17 protein-coding genes are annotated in these 18,890 nt (G+C 45.1%); 8 read left to right on the forward strand and 9 right to left on the reverse strand.

All coding sequences use genetic code 11. From position 1 onward, the window contains the following. Positions 1–50: 50 nt before the first annotated feature. Positions 51–377 (reverse strand): ArsR/SmtB family transcription factor, encoded by a 327-nt coding sequence (locus tag LP667_RS03765; protein ID WP_021730221.1) that lies wholly within the window; start codon positions 375–377, stop codon positions 51–53. 333 nt (positions 378–710) lie between these two features. Here LP667_RS03765 and LP667_RS03770 point away from each other — a divergent pair, with 333 nt between their 5' ends. The 6 genes from LP667_RS03770 (at position 711) to LP667_RS03795 (ending at position 6,168) form a co-directional block, all read left to right on the forward strand. Next, the gene (locus LP667_RS03770) at positions 711–1,493 is read left to right on the forward strand and encodes a flavodoxin family protein (RefSeq protein ID WP_162257778.1); all 783 of its coding nucleotides are present in this window, start codon (positions 711–713) and stop codon (positions 1,491–1,493) included. 290 nt (positions 1,494–1,783) lie between these two features. Further along, a complete protein-coding gene (locus tag LP667_RS03775; RefSeq protein WP_056988368.1) occupies positions 1,784–2,785 on the forward strand; it encodes a hypothetical protein in 1,002 nt (333 codons plus the stop codon). A gap of 74 nt (positions 2,786–2,859) precedes the next feature. After that, positions 2,860–3,987, forward strand: a complete 1,128-nt coding sequence (locus LP667_RS03780) for a YibE/F family protein (RefSeq protein ID WP_056988369.1) — start codon at positions 2,860–2,862, stop codon at positions 3,985–3,987. Further along, positions 3,984–4,748 (forward strand): YibE/F family protein, encoded by a 765-nt coding sequence (locus tag LP667_RS03785; protein ID WP_021730225.1) that lies wholly within the window; start codon positions 3,984–3,986, stop codon positions 4,746–4,748. The genes LP667_RS03780 and LP667_RS03785 overlap by 4 nt, the downstream gene beginning before the upstream one ends. A gap of 50 nt (positions 4,749–4,798) precedes the next feature. Continuing rightward, a complete protein-coding gene (locus LP667_RS03790) occupies positions 4,799–5,368 on the forward strand; it encodes a GNAT family N-acetyltransferase (RefSeq protein ID WP_033609213.1) in 570 nt (189 codons plus the stop codon). A gap of 131 nt (positions 5,369–5,499) precedes the next feature. Further along, on the forward strand, positions 5,500–6,168 hold the full coding sequence (locus tag LP667_RS03795) for a histidine phosphatase family protein (protein WP_021730227.1): 669 nt from the start codon (positions 5,500–5,502) through the stop codon (positions 6,166–6,168). A gap of 216 nt (positions 6,169–6,384) precedes the next feature. Here the strand turns inward: LP667_RS03795 and LP667_RS03800 are convergent, their stop codons facing one another. The 8 genes from LP667_RS03800 to LP667_RS03835 all read right to left on the reverse strand — a co-directional run bounded on the left by LP667_RS03800 (position 6,385) and on the right by LP667_RS03835 (position 15,922). Next, positions 6,385–6,684, reverse strand: a complete 300-nt coding sequence (locus LP667_RS03800) for a bacteriocin immunity protein (RefSeq protein ID WP_021730228.1) — start codon at positions 6,682–6,684, stop codon at positions 6,385–6,387. A gap of 187 nt (positions 6,685–6,871) precedes the next feature. After that, the gene (locus tag LP667_RS03805) at positions 6,872–7,888 is read right to left on the reverse strand and encodes an alpha/beta hydrolase (protein ID WP_021730229.1); all 1,017 of its coding nucleotides are present in this window, start codon (positions 7,886–7,888) and stop codon (positions 6,872–6,874) included. Then, a complete protein-coding gene (locus LP667_RS03810; protein ID WP_021730230.1) occupies positions 7,872–9,272 on the reverse strand; it encodes an MFS transporter in 1,401 nt (466 codons plus the stop codon). Before LP667_RS03810 ends, LP667_RS03805 begins: the two co-directional genes overlap by 17 nt. Positions 9,273–9,724: 452 nt before the next feature. Beyond that, on the reverse strand, positions 9,725–11,206 hold the full coding sequence (locus LP667_RS03815; protein ID WP_021730231.1) for a UDP-N-acetylmuramoyl-L-alanyl-D-glutamate--2,6-diaminopimelate ligase: 1,482 nt from the start codon (positions 11,204–11,206) through the stop codon (positions 9,725–9,727). 203 nt (positions 11,207–11,409) lie between these two features. Continuing rightward, the gene (dapG, locus tag LP667_RS03820) at positions 11,410–12,612 is read right to left on the reverse strand and encodes an aspartate kinase (protein ID WP_021730232.1); all 1,203 of its coding nucleotides are present in this window, start codon (positions 12,610–12,612) and stop codon (positions 11,410–11,412) included. Between the two features lie 4 nt (positions 12,613–12,616). Then, positions 12,617–14,518: an asparagine synthase (glutamine-hydrolyzing) gene (asnB, locus tag LP667_RS03825; RefSeq protein WP_021730233.1), complete on the reverse strand. Its 1,902-nt coding sequence runs from the start codon at positions 14,516–14,518 to the stop codon at positions 12,617–12,619. Between the two features lie 379 nt (positions 14,519–14,897). Beyond that, a complete protein-coding gene (locus LP667_RS03830) occupies positions 14,898–15,224 on the reverse strand; it encodes an AzlD domain-containing protein (RefSeq protein WP_033609215.1) in 327 nt (108 codons plus the stop codon). Continuing rightward, positions 15,221–15,922, reverse strand: coding sequence for an AzlC family ABC transporter permease (locus LP667_RS03835; RefSeq protein ID WP_021730236.1), 702 nt, complete (start codon positions 15,920–15,922; stop codon positions 15,221–15,223). The genes LP667_RS03830 and LP667_RS03835 overlap by 4 nt, the downstream gene beginning before the upstream one ends. 319 nt (positions 15,923–16,241) lie before the next feature. On the opposite strand from LP667_RS03835, the gene LP667_RS03840 reads away from it, so the two are divergent. Both LP667_RS03840 and LP667_RS03855 read left to right on the forward strand, forming a co-directional pair. Then, entirely contained in the window at positions 16,242–16,460 is a 219-nt protein-coding gene (locus LP667_RS03840; protein ID WP_021730237.1) for a helix-turn-helix domain-containing protein, read from the forward strand. A gap of 1,245 nt (positions 16,461–17,705) precedes the next feature. Next, positions 17,706–18,860 (forward strand): outer membrane protein assembly factor BamD, encoded by a 1,155-nt coding sequence (locus LP667_RS03855; RefSeq protein ID WP_021730238.1) that lies wholly within the window; start codon positions 17,706–17,708, stop codon positions 18,858–18,860. Positions 18,861–18,890 lie beyond the last annotated feature (30 nt).

An 18,890-nucleotide genomic window follows, 5' to 3' on the forward strand; every position in this document is an offset into this window, starting at 1 on the left:
AGGCAAGATGACACTGGCAGTGGTTTAACTATGAAAATTGGTGTTTGTACTTAGGACTGACTAAGCGTCGCGTTATCAGCAGTTAAAGTTGCGAAGGTTGCTTGGAGTTGCTGTAATGGTGCGGCTAGCGTAAGAAAGTAGATGTGTTCGACACCATTACTGCGCATATCGATAACGCCCGCTTCACGCATCAAGCGTAGGTGGTGTGAAACAGCGGGCCGTGAAATATTTACTAATGCGGTAATATCAGTAACGTTGAGACCATTATCACTGTTCCCCAGAGCAATGATAATTTGACGCCGAATCTTTTCGGCAAAGATATTAATGAGTGTGGCACTTTCAGTAAGTGCTGTTTCCGATTGTTGAAAATTAGCCATGGTGACTGCGTCCTTTCAAATTCTATTTACACTTAAGGGCTAGTTTCCCCCATCGGCAGTACGCTAAACTAGCTGTTGAGTGTTGATGTGACAGCTTTAATAATCAAGTACACGAGATTCATAATCGAATTCAAGGCAGTCTTAAGCCTACAAGCTGTCAGTTAGACTAGGTATTATTGGAACGTTCGTACTTATGTATAATTAAAGCAAGACGTTAATCGATTGTCAAACATTTTTGTTAAAAGTAAAGACTATTAGCGGGTTTAACGATTGCTGTTCGTTTGATAACCATATTTTTATGTTGAAATGCGTTAAAATAGAATTAGACCTTAGATGATAGGAGTGGCAAATGTGAAAGTCTTAGGAATATTAGGAGCGCACCGAGTGGATGGTGTAACGGCGCAGTTATTGCAAGCCGTTTTAAAGGGTGCCGCAACCAGTGCAGAAACGGAGTTGGTTGACCTCAACGATTATAAATTGCGGCCAGACCACGATGGACAACCGAATAATGATTTAAATATATTGGAAGCCAAACTATTGGCGGCGGATGTCTGGATACTGGCCGCACCGACTTATTTAGGTAGCTTGTCAGGTGTGATGAAGAATTTCTGTGACTGTTTTCGGGGCCGCATTGCACGTTTTAATTCGATCGGTGAGGCGGTGCCAGATCGATTTAAAAACAAGCATTACGTCACGATTACGGATTGTTATGCTGGGGGGCTTGAGAATTACTTGACGGGTGTAACTGACGCGACGTTTAAAACTTTAGATAAATTTTTGACCATGGGTGGTCTTATCAAGTTACGAGAGATTGTCGTGACTAAGACGTGGGGCATGCAGACGCTTACAGCTGCTAAACAAGCAGAATGTGAGCGGGTTGGTGCGCGGGCCGCGCATAAAAAGGAAAGGGATGACAGTACGGTGAAACGCTATATTCAATTATTCTTTATGATTGCAGTGATGGCACTACTAACAATGGGTATCGAAGCGGGTATTCAACAATTAATTCCGCTGAATAATTTTTGGGCCTATTATGGCGTGTTTGTGGTGGTTTTTTACGTGCTTTTAGCACTGATTTTACATTTCTTCACCGTTGTCAAACACCGGCGTCGTTAAGCGTCATCGGCGCGTGAACGTGTAAAATAACGGGATTTAAACATTAATCAACAGGTTGGTTTTGGGCGTCTTGATCGCTGGAAATCAGCTTGTTTTGCTATAATTAAGAGCAATTACAGAAGTTCAAGCGATTATTTTGATAGCCGCGCGTATAATTAATGTAATATAACCAGTTTAAAAATTAAGTAGGCAGTGTACCAATTACAAGTTAGTGCACTGCGACCTTAATTGATGTTGAAATTAGGTTTTTTACTGACAAATGAATTTATCAAAGGACGAGGAGGGATCGTATGCAAGTTTTCGGACAATTTATTGCAACAGTCGGTTGGCTTGGTCTGGCCCTAGTTGCTAGTGAGCTTGGTGCGACGCTGATTCACTGGCTTGGTCAGTGGGTCGGTTTTCGATTAATTGGTGCGCGGATTGTCCGGATTGCCGGATTCCGACTGCAATTAAGTAAGGTGCATGGTCATTGGAAATTAGAACGGCCGTTAACCCGGCACCCGCACTTGGTGGCAGCGCCACCCGCGGATGCCAAACGGTTTAATCACGCCATATATTGTTTTGGTGGCGGCTTGTTCAACTTACTGACGGTGATGCTCAGCTTGATTACTTTAAACCAGTTTAAGTTTAGTTTTGACCTATGGCTGTTTGCACTCATTATTTGGATCTGGGTTAATACGTTAAAAGCCGCGCAATTATTACCAATGAACCTACACGGCTACCCCACGGCTGGACAGGAGTTTCGGCAGGCCCGGGAATCAACAGCAGCTATGACAGCGGCATACGTGACGGCGTGTGCTGCAGCAATCAAGGTTCAAACGGGCAGTGTTCGCGACCTTGATGCTAGCATGATCGTTATGCCACGCGATGGCGGTAATCGGAATTATTTGGTTGTGCGCCAAGCCTGGTTGATTCTGGAATGGGGACTCCAGCATGGTCTGGATACCCCTGAGCTGCTAGCGGGTTTGAGCCGTTTGGAACCAAGTTTTAATATGTTGCCTCCCGTTGATTTAGCGAAGTATTTAGACGCAACTTTGTACTGGAACTTAGTTACGAATCATCGTGATCCACAAATCTTGGCTTGGTACCAAGACGATGGTGTCCAGCAATTATTACGCCGCTACCAACCTTTAGCACATTATAAGCTAACTGCAGTCTATGAATGGCGGGTCCATCAGCAGCCTGAACAGGCCCTCGCATTGATTGAAAAAGGTTTGAAGCTTGCTCAACGACTCCATGAGGAAGAAGAAATTGCTTGGCTTAAAGCGCTCCGTGTTCAAGTAGCCGCCTAGATCGGTGTAGAAGCTTAGATTCTGGTAAAGATTGTCAGCAATGGCGCTCGCGTGGGGACGTACGTGGTACACTGATGACCATTGAAGTGAAAAAAGGTGAAGATGTGAAACAGCGAATCAAGCAATGGTGGGGGTTGTGGTTAACACTGTTAGTGATTGCGCTAGGATTGATTGGGGTTGGCTTGACCCGGGTCAATGCTGGGCTTTATCAGCAGACGGTGGCACAAGTGACCCACGTGCAGACCAAAAGTCGAAGTACGACGACGGATGAATTTGAGAACAAGGATGCGACAATGACACAGCTTGTAACGGTCCGAGTTCTCAACAAGGCGCATCGTGGTCGAACTTATCGTATTAAGAATACGTATACGAGTTCAGGCGCCATGGATCAACCATATCGAGCAGGCAATCAAGTTTTCTTACGAATTCCTAGCGACCATAGTAGTGCGGTGACGATTCAGGGGTTAAAACGGGATACTGCGTTGGCATTTGTCGCTTGGTTAGCCATAGCGTTACTTTTATTAATTATGCGCTTTAGTGGCTTGATGGCCCTTTTGAGTGTGGCTCTCAACGCTGTGTTGTTTTATGCGGCTATTCAAATTGACTTGGCAACTAATGGCGGCCATATCTACTTGCTTTTCGGCGTGTTGGCCGTTATTTTTGCGGTCCTGACATTGCTATTAGTACTTGGCTTCAGTCGCCAGATGCTCGTGACATTCGGTGCTACCGTAGCAGGTACGGGGTTGGCCGTGATTATCAGTTTGATTGTCTTTGCCGTGACTCATGAACGTGGGGTGACATATGAATCAATGCAATACGTCACCCAGATTCCCCGACCGTTATTTTTAGTGGAAACGATTTTAGGTTCCTTAGGAGCGGTCATGGACGAATCAACGGATATTGTCGCCTCACTATTTCAATTAAAAACGGAGCGTCCTGATATTGCGCCACGTCAAGTATTTAAGTCCGGTATTCAAATCGGTCGGTCAATTATGGGTCCCTTAATCAACGTGTTATTCTTAATTTTTATGGCCGATACTTTTGCGATGACCTTACTGTATTTCCGCAACGGTAATAGTTGGGGCTACACCTTTACAATGAATATGTCACTGGGCATGGTCCAAAGCTTAATTTCCGGCATTGGAATCGTCCTAGCGATTCCGGTAGCGAGTCGCTTGATGCCTAAGGAGGTGGTCGCATGAATACGATTACTGTTTTAGGGCTGATCTTACTAGGATTAATGACGCTAATTGGTGGTAAGACCGGAGCCACAGCCTTTTTAAGCTTATTGTTTAACTTTGGCTTGTTATTTTTGGCGGTTGTTTTGATTTCATGGGGCTTTCCTGCGGTTGCGGTGTCATTGGTAATTGGGACGATTATCTTAGCCTTTACGATTTTCTTCGGTGAGGCGAATGAAGTAGCGGCCAAACCTGCCTACATCGCAGCTTTGATTGTCATGGTCATTTTAGTCCTAATTATTTTTCCAGTTGAAAATTGGATTATGGCGCAAGGCTTTAGTCTGGAAGACAGTGAGGACCTCGAAGGGATGTCACTAGCGATCGGCGTTTCCTTTATCGGCGTGGCAGTTACTGAAGCAATTCTGAGTACGCTAGGTGCTATCGCAGAAGCGGCCATTGCGATTGCCGCTGGTCTGAGTGAGATTTTGGCACAACATCCGCAGTTACCCACAAAACGGCTATATATCGATGGTATCAGTATTGGTAAGCAAATTATTGGAACAACTTTTAACACATTATTTTTCGGCTTTTTCGGTGGCTTTTTGGCACTGTTTATCTGGTTTTCAGGCTTACATTATTCTTTTGGGAGTGTTATCAATAATAAAATATTTGTGGCTGAAGTATTAATGGTATTATTTTCGTTAATGGGTGTTATCTTAGTCGTGCCCGTTACAACGTGGGTCATGACGGTTCAGCACCGCCAGCAAATCAAGCACAACGATTGACGACAATCAATGGATTTGCTACGGTTGAGAAAACAGTTGGGAGCGTTGAGATGATGGAAATTCGAACGGCACAACCGCAAGACAGTGCGCAGATTGCACCGTTGATTGCGATGATTTACCGGGATATGGAAATGCCAGTCTTAAAAAACGTTAGCGAGGCTGACTTGTTAGCGATGTTGACTGAGTTGTATCAGCGACCGGCCAATTTAGATGGATTAGCGCAGACCTTCGTTGCTATCATGGATCACAAAGTCGTGGGGGTCGCGTTTGGACACTTGGCGAAGAATGAAGTCGCTGTTAATGATTTATTACGGACGACTTCTGGGCAGCATGCGGGGTTTGAAGCACCCTTGGAATTAGGTGGTGAGACCCGACCGGATGAATGGTATTTAAGTATGCTGGCAGTTGACCCGCAAGCCCAAGGTCACGGGGTCGGTAGTGCTTTATTGGAAGCCTTACCGGGACTAGTCCGACAGCTAGGGGCAACCAAGCTGAGTTTGAACGTTGATGATGGTAATCCACGGGCGGCTAAATTATACCACCGACATGGTTTTGTCCCGGATGGTCAGCTCATGATTGGGACTCATCCGTACCAACACTTGGTTAAACCGCTATCGTAATGCTCAAAATATCGTGGTATGTCTTTTAGACCACGATATTTTTTTGTGTGTTGATGGAACGGAAGACTTTTTTATTGAGTGCGACACAGTTAGAATTAAACTATTGAACGGATTAGGAAGGTGAACGTGCCATGCAGATTTATTTCATTCGTCACGGTCGAACACAATATAATTTGGAACATCGGTTTCAAGGTGGGCGAGCGGATTCGCCACTGGTTGCTAGTGGGATTGAAGGGGCTAAGGCCGCCGGTGATTATTTAAAAGCCATTCGGTTTGCTGCTGTGTATAGTAGTCCGCAGCAGCGGGCGTTGGATACGGCGAAGTACATTGTAGCTGCTAATCAGTGGCAACCAACGATTCAAGTAGACGATGGTTTACGTGAATTTGACTTTGGCGATTGGGACGGTAAGCGGGAAGCAGAGGTGCATCCACAGTCGTATGCCCAAGTCATTTTTACCAAACCAGCTGAATATCGCCCTGAATTGGCTGGTGGTGGTGAAAGTTACGCAGCTTTTGTGGCAAGAACGACGGATACACTCCATCGGTTGATTGATCAAATCGGGGTAGCAAGTTCGCAGCCGTTATTAGTCGTGTCACACGGTCTCGTAACGACGATGACTGTTAAAGCGTTAATGGGCGTACCGTTGGCTGAATTACGCGCGCCGTTTGTAGTTAATGGCCAGGTCATGAAGACGGTCGGCCACGGTATCGTGGACAATGACAGCTTAACAGTACTGTCGACGACGGATAATCAGAATTTTGAACTGACAACTTGGAATGAAACCAGGTATTTGAAGTAGGCAGCTTGATGTCAATAATAGGTTCCTCTGTCTAGACTAATAATCGTGTTGTGATAAAAGCTAGTATATTTTAATTACGAGTGAAAAAGGGATCTTTCTGTGGTTTATGCCAGAAAGGTCCCTTTGAAATGATTAGTTAGTTTTTAAATGAAGATGCCAAGTACTTTGCGTCAGAATCGCTACTAGCGTAAGAAAAGCTGGTTGGTTATTAAGGCCTTACCACAATCCGCTAAAAATACTAGCCGCTGCTACGCCCCAATAATATTCGGAGGTACGGCTAGTTTGGGTGTAGAGCGTGTTGATGGCTTGAAGCGGCTGGTGCATGTGTTCGCGGATGACACGCATGGCCATACTGTTGACCTTAGTGGCAATTAATAAGTAGTTACCGTTTTTGTCGAGTTCCGTGGCATAACGTAGTAAGTCGGCTCGAATCTGAGCGTCCTGTTTAACTTCAGGATCATTATAGGCAACGTCGATTTGTTGCATTAATCGTTTAGCTTTGTCATTCTTATTCATTGTTATCCCCCCATGCCAAGAGTATAGCACAGGTTTTAAAGTTAAGTGCTAGGCCAAGTAGTTAACTAAACACAAAATCGGCAATCAATTTTCAAAAATGATTGCCGATTTTGTGTTAATTGTTCAATTTCTTAGTCACTTGGTTCTTGAGATGTGGTGCGCGGCATTTCAGTAGTTTGACAGGGCACTAAATTAACGCGGCGGCCATCACTTGGGCAACGTCACGACTTTGCCAATATTGATCCACTAATGGTGCAAAAGCGTGGTTCAAACCTTGATATTGAATAAATGTCGTTGCGGTATCGGCTGCGGCTAGTCGCTGAGCATAAGCCCAGGCCTGTGGACGGAAAGGATCAAATTCACCGACCATAATTGTTGTTGGTGGTGTCATCGTGAAGTCTTCCTGGCGTAGCGGTGAGATGAGTGGAGAATGTGAATCAAAGTTTTCTGGGACATAATAAGCTGTCATGATGCTATCGAGTTGTCGAAAGAGGTCGTGATAGTTGGTGAGAATGGCACGCTGTGAGTCAATAATCGGAAAGGCGGCCAAATCCCAGAGTGGACCGGCGTGGTCAGCATTTGGTGCGGTGACTGGATATAATAACAGCTGCTGGTTGATACGGTTACTACCGAGTTGTTGGTTCAAATTCGTTGCCGCCATGATGATGTTGGCTCCGGCTGAATCGCCAGCTACGGTAATCATTGTGTCAGCATCACGCTGTTCTAAATATTGGAAAATGGCGAGACCATCTAAAATACCTGCGGGCGCCGGTGCTTCTGGGGCTAGGCTATAATCAACGTTAAGGACTTCGCAATGGCTTTGAGCCGCAATCATCTTTAATAGTACAGTGTTGTTACCGGGAACCCCGCCGTAAAAAGCACCGCCATGGAAGTAGACAAGTACTTTGTGACTAATAACATTTTGTGGCGTTAGCCATTCAACGCTGACCGTACGATTCAAAGCGGTAATATTACGATTTTGAACGGCGACGGCTTTGCCAACGGGGTCTGCAATGGCGGGAGTTAAACTGCCACTGCGGAGAGCCGCCAAGTCATTTTCAAGGACGGCGGGTTGTGCAAAGGTTGTTAGTGTTTTGAGTACGCGGGGGTCAAATTGTTCACCGCCAACTTCGTTATTAAATGGTTTAACAATTTTAACAACGCCGTTGACGGTTGTTTTAATTGAATTAATTGTTGGCATCATATTCAACGTCCTCCTTAGCTTCACTCACTGGAACTGCGTCTGGTTTATTCACTTGTAATTCTTTTTCGTCTAAATGATAGAATTGCATCATGAAAATCATCGCAGCTAATAAAATAATTGGCATCCAAATAAAGGCGAGGTTGATAAAAGTAATCGTTCGTCCTGATTGAACAGCCGCTTTTGCATTGAACTGACCCCATGATAGAAATTGACCGGCCAGAAAGCCACCAATCCCCATTCCTAACTTGGCACCAATCATTGGTACGGCGGACAAGAATCCGGTTTCATTTAACCCGAGGACTTTTGTCGAGTAATCAACGGTGTCAGATAACATAGCGAAGACAATCGTAAACGTAATCCCCATGGCAATGAGAAAAACAACTGAGCCTGCAATTAACAGGCTGACACTGTGCATCTTTTCGGCGATTGGTAACAATAATTGACCAACGACACCTAAAACGAGTGAAAATTGTAAGACGTTACGGTTCTTAAAATGTTGTGACAAAAATGGAACGGATAAGTTACCAATGACGGAAACAAAGCCGATGCCAAGGAAGATTGGGGCTAATTCTGGCCGTCCATACACATATTTAATAAAGAAGATAGCGGAATTACCTCGTAGCATCCAGAACGTTTGTAGCAAAATGAACGAGCAAGCTAGTAATAGCCACGGCTTGTTGCTAGCGGCACCTTTCAAACTTTCCCAGATTGACAGCGATTCAGTCGCTTCATTGTCACCATCTGGATTTTGCGCACCATTGGTTTCCTTGAGATTGAAAAAGGCGAAGATAAAGAGTCCCATAATGACGAGTCCCAAAATAATGGCCCAGAGGGTAAAGCCTGTGGATTGGTTGCCCTTTCCGAGTAATTTGACCATTGGCAAGGTGATGGCGGCCACTGCACTTGTCCCGATAGTGGTCATGACCATACGTGCACTTGCTAATTTGGTTCGTTCAACACTGTCATCAGTTAAACTCGGAAGAATTGATGTGATGGGCGTGTTAGCACCAGAATAAATTAAGCTGAAGAATGTGTAGGTGATTGAAATATAAACGAGCCGCATCGTCGTGTGCCCACCAAATGATGGAATCATAAACAGTGACATTGCCAGGAGCCCTAGTGGGATACCAAACCAAACAAAGTATGGACGCGATTGACCGTATTTTGTGTGCGTATGATCAATCAGATAGCCATAAATTAAGGCATCAAAGGCGTCGATGAAGCGAACAACGAAGAACAACATACCAGCAAAGGCGGCTGAAATCCCCGCCACTGTCGTGTAATAGAACAGTAAATAAGTACTGACCATCTGCCAGATAATATTGCCAGCCATGTCAGTGGAACCGTAAGCAATTCGGCGTTTCCAAGTTTGAAACATTGACATGATAAATCCCCCCAAACTAGTTAAACCTAAATTAACAACGATAGTTGAGCCCTTTTATCAACATAATTATATTTCCGGATTAGGATAATTATCAAAGATAGGCGATAGTTTGACCGGTTAATAATCGAAGCGGGATTAAGTAGTCGTGCGAGCAGCTACTTTACTCAAAATTAGCTAGATACGGGGACGATAATCGCTAAATCAAAACCACCCCTAACTAGACTGATAAGCATCAGTCTAGTTAGGGGTGGTTTTGATTGGTGAGTTGGCCCAACTTGTGTTAGTTATGAGGCAGCACGAAAAATCATTCGAACGTGCCAAATTGTAAAGTTAAAGCAACCAGTCATGGAAGTTGGCAGCGGACGTGGATTGCTGATGAACAGTAGTCCAGTTCTTTGGTATGTTCGAACACGTGTGATTGTTGTATAGCACGCAAATGCATGCTGCCAGGCTTAATCAATGGTTGGTTTCAAGGCTAAAGCTTTGGCAGCTTCTTCACTATCATCAAAGTGATGTTTTGTCCGACCAATGATTTGGTAATCCTCATGGCCCTTACCAGCGATTAAGACAACATCGCCGGGTTGCGCGGCTTCAATTGCCTTAGCAATGGCAACGTGCCGGTCTTCATAGACAGGGACGTTAGCGTCAGGAACCCCAGCAACCATGTCGTTTAGGATCATCGTTGGATCTTCCGTCCGTGGATTGTCTGAAGTGAAGATTGGTTTGGTGCTATGCTCAACGGCGATTTTGGCCATCTTAGGCCGCTTCGTTTTGTCACGATCACCGCCACAGCCAACGACGCAATAAATATCCTTAGTGGCGAAATCTTGAATGGTTTCTAAGGCATTCAATAAGCCGTCGGGAGTGTGGGAGTAATCGACGATGACACTAACACCCGTGTGAGATGGTACGGATTGAAAACGTCCTTTAACGCCCGTCACTTTTTCGAGGGACTTAATAATTTGGTCCTCAGGAATACCACTGGCGTAAGCCGCTGCAAAGGCCGCCAGCATATTATAAACGTTGAACTGGCCAATCAGTTGCATTGTCACGTGGGTCACGTGGCCGAAGACGGAGAGATCAAATTCAGTTCCGTGGCTCTTAATCTCGACATTTTGAGCATTGATCATGGCATCTGGTTTGAGTCCAAACGTCAGCACGTGCGCAGCCGTATACTGTTCAAATTCACGACCAACGGGATCATCGGTATTAAGAACGGCGACTTTATTCGTTCCATCAGCGTTGTACTTATTGCCGAGTTGCGCAAAGAGCATGGCCTTAGCTTCCGTATACTTAGCCATTGTTTTATGGAAGTCCAAATGATCTTGCGTCAAGTTAGTGAAGACGGCGATATCGTAATCAATGCCCCAGACCCGTCCAAGTACGAGTGCTATTGAAGAAACTTCCATAGCCACAGTTTCAACACCGGCGTCACGCATGGCAGCTAGTGTGCGTTGCGTTGTGATCGCATCCGGCGTAGTGTTGGCCGTTGGTAGCTTTTCATCTTTGATCTTACGATACATCGTCCCGATGAGGCCTGTTGCTTGCTGTTGATCACGATAGATCTGTTCGATCAGGTGGGTGACGGTAGTCTTACCGTTAGTACCAGTAACACCAATCATCCGCATCTTTTGACTAGGAGCACCATAAAAAACGTCGGCGAGAATCGCCATTGCTCGTTCAGTGTTTTCAACATAGATAACGGGTACTTTGACGTCCAAGGGTTTAGAAGCCACGATGATCTTGGCGCCTTTTTCGATGGCCTGGTCAACGAGATCGTGACCATCAACGTGATAACCAATAACAGCGATAAACATCGCCCCGGGCTGAACTTCACGGGTATCCTGTGTCAACATCGTGACGTCGAAGTCCGTGGTCAATGCGGGCCGTACCCGCTTAAATTTCAAACTATTAATTAATTGACTTGCTTGCATAATATTAGCGTCCTTTTCAATAAAGTTACTGTTTCTAGAATACATGCAAACGGGGGAATTGTCACCCTAAATGAGGTCTGAAATTAGACGCGTGCCGTAACAACTGGACAGGCTTTTGGCGGAAAAAATGGTCTAAAACAGAGCCAAAACTTAAGTACTAGATGCAAAAAAGCCCGGCGTTAAGCCGAGCTTGTTGGTGATGATTATTCGATTCCTAAAAATTCATCATGTAAGGCGTTCATGGCAGCTTTTAAGTCAGCTTCCTTGACGAGTACCCAGATGGTCGTATAACTATCGGTCGATTGTAAAATGTCGATGTGCTGTGCCGATAATGCCGTGACGATGCGGGCAGTTACGCCGGGAGTCCCGGTAATACCAGCCCCAACAACGGAAACCTTCGCACAGTCCGCAATCGCGTGACAGTGGACGTGGGCGTCAGTTAAGAGTTGCTTAGCGACGGCTGCATCACCATTAACGAGGTTAAAGACGACTTGGTGTGGTGTGATGTTAATAAAGTCAACGCTCAAACCGTGCTGTGCCATCAATTGGAAGATGGCACTTGAACTTAACGTATCGGTAGGCACAGTGAATTGCGTCAAGTTTGTTTGGTGCGCAATCCCCGTTACCGTGCGATAATGCTCGATTTGCGTCGTTGTGCGGTCAGTGACCAAAGTTCCCAGTTCATCCGGTTCTTGATAGGTTGAACGAATTCGCATTGGGACGTGGGCTTGTTCCGCAATTTCAACCGCGCGCGGATGAATGACCTTAGCACCTTCATGAGCCATATTAGCCAGTTCTTCATAGCTGATAGCCTTAATAAAACGGGCGTGGGTGACCAGTCGCGGATCAGCAGTCATCATGCCGTTAACATCGGTAAAAATATCAACCCGTTTGGCTTTTAAAGCGGCACCGAGGATGGCTGCTGATGTATCGGAGCCACCACGACCAATTGTGGTAATGTGGCCGCTCTCAGTGGCACCTTGAAAACCAGTTACGACAACCACGTCAGCATCAATAAAGGCATCCGTGATCGGTTTTGGATCAACGCGAAGAATCTTAGCATTTTGGAAATCGTCGTTAGTAATGATGCCGGCATCATGGCCGGTCATCGCCGTAACGTTCAGCCCTTGTTTACGCGCTAACTCGGTAAAGACAGCAGTCGAGATGGTTTCCCCCACTGAGACCAACATGTCTAGTTCCCGATTCGTTAAGCGGGAATGCTCGGCCCCAACTAGGCCGAGTAATGAGTCAGTTGCGTAGGGGGCGCCCTTACGACCAATTGCTGAGACGACCACGATAACTTTGTCGCCCTGATCGACTGCATATTGAACGTGTTTTAATGCTTGAATACGAGCGGCTTCATCTTTAACGGATGTCCCCCCGAACTTTTGAACAATAATTTCCATTGATCTAAAACTCCTCGACTTTTTCAGCAACGGCGTTCGCTTCGGGGCTATTCATCAAGTGGTCAGATTCGACATAGAGTTTATGCCACATCATGAAGGTGAGAACAGTCCAGAGCTTCCGAGAATTGTCCCGAACGCCGGCCTTATGGTCATCTAAGAGTTTCAAGAAGTAGTCTTTGTTGAAGTATTGGTCAGTTTGCGAATCGTTAATGATCTGCTTAGCCCAATCGTACATTTCATCCTTGAGCCAGAAGCGAATTGGCACTGGGAAACCAAGCTTCTTACGGTGAAGAACGTGCGCTGGCACGATGTCTTCGACCGCTTTACGAAGAATGTACTTGGTCGTCCCATGACTGATGCGGAGATCAGCCGGAATTTCAGCGGCTAAGTTATAGACCTCACGATCAACAAATGGTGTCCGCAGTTCCAAACTGTGGGCCATGGTTGTCCGGTCAGCGTTATGCAACAAGTCACCGTTTAACCACGTGTGCATATCGATGAATTGCATCCGACTGATTGGATCATAGTCGACGGATTCATCGTAGAGTGGTTGTGTGATGGACTGGAACGGGTGGTTTTGATTGTAATTCTTGAAGAAGGTCTGCTTTTCTTGTTCACCGAAGATAAAGGCGTTACCCACGTAGCGATTTTCTAATGGGGTCGTCCCGCGGAGTAAGAAGGACCGACCACGCATTCCTTCAGGCATCATCAAGGCAATCCGCTTCAGCGCACCGTTAATTGGTTTCGTATAGCGGAAAGGTTTTAATGATTCGGGTTCGTGATAGATAGTGTAACCCCCGAAGAGTTCGTCAGCCCCTTCACCAGTCAGACAAACCTTAACGTGTTTGACCGCTTCTTTGGCTAAGAAGTACTGCGGCACAGCGGCCGGGTCAGCCAACGGATCATCCATGCTCCACACAAAGTGGGGGAAGGCTTTCATGAAAGCTTCCGGGGTGATCGTCATGCTGTAATTCTTAACACCGAGTTTTTCAGCGGTCTCTTGAGCAACGTCAAGTTCACTGTAACCTTCACGTTCAAAACCAACCGAGATCGTTTCGAGGTTCGGGTTGAAGTTTTTAGCAATCGCGACGATGATTGATGAGTCAATTCCGCCTGAAAGGAAGGAACCAACTGGTACATCAGAGCGCATGTGAATCTTAACGGAGTCGATTAAAGCATCTTTGATTTTTTGGGCATATTCGTCCTCGGAACGTTGGACCGGATGGAATTCGCGGTGATAATAGCGATCGATCCGTGGCGCGGCACCAAGCTTTTTAGTCAAGGAGCAACCGGGGGCGAGCATTTTAATTTCTTTCGTAAGTGTCTCTGGTTCGGGAACAAATTGGAACGTCATGTAATCTTGTAAGGCATTCTTATCGAAGGTTTTGTCCTTCAAAATCTTGTAAATGGCCTTACTTTCAGAAGCATAATAGAAGTCGTCACCACTGATGGCGTAATAGAACGGCTTGATCCCGAACTGATCGCGCGCGGCAAATAACGTTTTTTCTTGTTTATCCCAGATGACGAAAGCAAACATTCCCCGTAAGTACTTCGTTGCGTCGGCGTGGTACTTCGCGTACATCGCAAGAATTACTTCAGAATCGGAGCTTGTTTTGAATTCGTAGCCTTCTTGTTTGAGTTGTTCACGCAATTCAACGTAGTTATAAATCTCGCCGTTAAATGTCATCCAGTAACGTTCATTATCATAAGATAATGGTTGGTGACCACCGGCTAAGTCAATGATACTTAAGCGCCGAAAACCCATGGTGATATTGTCATCAGCAAAATAACCGTCATCATCGGGTCCCCGATGGACAATCATTTTAGTCATTTCGTGGATGGTCTGATCGTAGGCCGCGTTATCCGCTTTAGTCCGATCAGTTAAGCAACCAGCAAAACCGCACATGTCTGTTCATCTCTCAATCTTTAAAGTTTAGATAGTTCTTATCTACATTGTGTACAGATGGTTCGTTGTTAATTTACCCGTTTCATTCGCGGATGTAAAGCAATCTGGATAATTATAACGGTTTCTTACCAATGCCAGTCATAATTGTTCTTGACAATCCGCTGGCGTACACTTTTATCATTATACTTGCTTTAATTCATAAGATAAAGCGGCGACCACAGATGGAACGCTTTCATTAGTGAAAATGTCATTATTTATAGAAGATAGGTAACTGAGTGGCTACCAAATCACCCCCGCTAACCCAGTGATATAAGTTAGTGGGGGTGATTAAAGATGGATGATAACTAGTAGTTTGCTAAGTACATGTGATTTTAACGATTTATGCCCAGCCGACTAGTCGCAGTACGGCCATAGCAATAATGCCCGTGATAACGACAGCTAGTAGGCTCTTGGTGAGAATGCCGGCAAGAATAGCGGGAATCGAGGCGTAAATGTTGGGTAGGTCGAATCCTGGCCAGTGCCCCGCATGGTAAGTTAGGAGACTTTCAACAAAGATGGCGGTCATGATGGCGACTGGAACAAATGATAGAAAATTAATTAACCAATGGGGGACCGTCAGATTTTTAATGATGGCAAAAGGGACGATGCGTGATAGCCAAGTTACGAGACCACAAAGTAAGATGGTCGCTAAAATGTAAGCACTCACTTGGGGCTCACCACCATTCCGAAGCCACAGCCAAGCAACGTTGCAAAGATCAAAGCTAAGTTGCCGGGGACCCAGCGCATGAGAAAATACATGGCGAGGGTGACGAATAGCACGACCCATAATTGGGTGGGTAGGGACTTACTACGATCCGTGATAATCTGTAAGTAAAGTAATCCAATAAACATGCCAACCACCGCGAAGTCTAAGCCAAATTGGTTAGGGTCAGTAATTAGGTTACCTAGGAGACAGCCAACCACCGTCGCAGCCGCCCAAACTAAATAGGCGACAAGATTAGCGGCGTGTAACCAACTTGTTTTCAATTGTTGCTTAGTTTGATTTAGTTTATTCATGCTGAGTGCAAAGGTTTCATCAGTTAATAACGATCCTAGACCAATATTTTGCAATAAGGAATCTTTTTTAAAATACTGGGCGACCGACATGCTCATTAAAATCATGCGTGAATTGATCAAAAAAGTGGACAAGACGATTGCTGAAATTGGACTACCGGCTAGCAGCATACTGATAATAATAAATTGGGCGGAACCGGCGTAGACAATTAACGACATCAGTAGAACGGCCCAAACTGACAGATGGCTCGTGTTAGCAACGATGCCCATTGCTAGGCCGACGCCAATGTACCCGAAGACAGTGGGAATCACATCTTTGATACCCGCACGAAAGGTTAAACTAGAATCCATAAATATACGATCTCCGATTCAATAAGTATGAGTTAACCAGCACTAAATGGGGTTATCTGACAGTTAGCGTGGTTAATGAAAAAGGATAACTATGTAGGTTAATGCCGAGTGCATATTGGTGATGAAAAAGTAGGCTTGATGCGTACTAGTGACTAGATAAAGGCGTGTTAAAAAATAGTTTACTACTTTCGGTGAAAATAATGAAGGAAATTATCATTGATTTTTAATCGTGACGTTACGAAATTGTCGCTTGCATTTCAAATGCTGTGGGCGTAACATAATCACATTGATTTTTTGAAAGGACAAATGGTGGGAGAAAATGACTCTGGAACAATTAGCAGCCCATAGCGGGGTCGCTGCTGATAAAATCGTCGCCTATACCAATGCTGGGTTATTACCTTGTAAGGACATTAACGCGCATTTTAGTGCCGATGATGAATATTGGCTAGATATGGTCAATTGCTTCTTAGAAAATGGCTCATCCGTTGAGGATTTGAAAGATTTAATGCCACTTTGCGAACAGTGTGCAGCTCAATAAACAAGTTAAAACAATCATACCAATTCTGCTGGAATTGGTACGATTGTTTTTTTACATGATTGTTTATTGGTTACTAAATATGAAAACTAAAGTTGGCAGTGCTGGATCGGCGGTTGTTTCCCCTGTGATCGTCAAAAAATGCGCAGGTGTTGTGCAAGTTTTTAGTTAGCATTAATTATGATTAAAACGCACCGATTAGTTAAAGTCAAAAGCGGCCAGCTTAAGCCCGCTGGAAATAGTTCTGGTTGGCGTAGAACTGTTTGGTTGGTGCTTCCTAGGCCGACCTCCAGGCATTTCTGCCAATTGCCGGAACGTGGTGGGCACAGATTTGAGCCGAAGTGCACGTCTCAAATGCTGGCCTTCCACTAACCAAGCCAAAAACGCTTGCCAAGTGGAATTTCACCACTTGGCATTGGCCGAAACGCCTTCCAGCCGGGACAGTATTCGAATGGCAGACATAGGAGTACTCAATTTTTGATAAACGGATTGTTGCTTTTCACAAACAGAAATTTTGTCGTTTGACTGTCAGATTGCCACTGATATTATGACAGATTAACGGTTTCTCAATAACCATACTAACTATCTGAGAAGTCTAAAAATAGTCAATGATAACTTAACGTTCAATTGAAGTTCCCGTATCAAGATATTCAACGACTAATTACACCAAGTTAAGCGGTCGTTCATTAGACATTCGAGCGGCTTACCGAAACGTGTTCGGGGCCACTAATGTGCTTGCTACGCCAACGAACTAATGCCAAGACCGTATTAATCCGTTGGCGTAGCAATGCTCGGCTTCAATTCGTGGCCCCCACACTCTTGAGACTGGAGGGGCTGGGTGACAATGCTCAGTAGCCAAATTATTCTTAGCTGGAAGTGGGTTGCTTCCGGCTTAGAATAAGACTCGTATTTGAGATGACGCGGGTTGGGCGTTAGCTCAAATCGATGTCGGCTACGTTCCAGCAATTGGCACCCAGCCCCGGAGGTCGGATTAGGATGCGCAACCACGGACAAACAACAATCCAAAATCGGTGCGTTTTAATCATGATTAGTCCGAATGAACTAATTGGTGTAATACGTATTTGTGGCGCGTCGTTGGGACAACTGTTAATAGGAATGTTGCTTTCCGCATAGGGGAGATGCGTTTCATCGGAATATAAATGAATTTATATCAGCTAGCAGGATTGGTGGACTAACGGTATACTTATTGAAGCATAAACACCAACCAAAAAGGATAGTGAAGCAGGTATGAAATCGGGGAAACAACGGGTGTCATTATTGATATTGTTATGTTTGATGGTGGTCGGCTTAGCTGGTTGTCGTAACAAGGATTATTCACGGTCAATCGAGAACGGGTTAAATGCGGTTGCTGAGAATAAGTATCAAAAAGCACTGACGTATTTTGATAACGCTTTAACGCAAAAGCCTAAGGACGAAAAGGCACAGGCGTACCGGGATCAAACGCAGGCCTACTTGACGACGACCGCTAAGTTGAAGTCTGGTGAAGTTAAAACAGCGTTGGCGACGGTTGATAAGGGGGTTGAAATCGCGAACGGTGCAACGAGCTTAACGAATAAGCTGAAACAATTGAAAGTCACCGTAACTAGTGATTATCAGGAATATCAGCAATTGTCGGACGATGTTAAAGCCCAGTTAAAGGTGAAGAACGGTAATTATTCAGCTAGCGTGCTCAAACGTTGCGCAGCGATCAACTGGGATAAAAAGCCTTATTTGAAATCGTTGAAGCCTAAGGTCAAACAGTTATTAACTGCAGCTAAGAAGGCCAAAACAAAAATGAAAGTCAGTGCAGCTGAAGCCAAACGAGCAGCAGCTTTGCGCCAGAAGATTGCCGCTGCGAAAAATAAGTGGGACATGGACGCCTTAGACGATGTGCCCGACTGGTTCATCTTGGCGCTCTTCGCAGACGATAGCGATGTGGATGATGCGGCTGAGACGTTAGATGACGAATATGATAGTCAGGCCGACGACAATGACGATGATTCGGATCGTGATGATCAAACGGCTGATTCGAATGATGATACGAACGATAATTCGACTGATGCTGATGATGATTGGGATGATCAAGATACGGATTCGACCGACGATTACGACGATGATTCCGATACTAACAGTGACGCCGACAGTGATTCAGATTATTCAGAAGATGATGACGATGAAGATTCGAATAGTGATTATGACGATGATAGTGAAAGCCAGTCTGATGACGATTATGATGATGACACTGATAGTGAGTCCGATGACGATTATGACGACAGTGATGATTATGATACTGATGATCAATATGACGATGATGATGACTACGATGACGCCGAGAGCCTGCTCAACCCGGCATCTGTTCAACCGTCAGTGGCCGACCGACTGTTTGCGTCGGTTAGTTGTTAGTCGTTCAGCGTTAAAATCACAAAAGATCGT

The sequence above is a fragment of the Lactiplantibacillus paraplantarum genome, from assembly GCF_003641145.1.
Lineage (GTDB): Bacteria > Bacillota > Bacilli > Lactobacillales > Lactobacillaceae > Lactiplantibacillus > Lactiplantibacillus paraplantarum.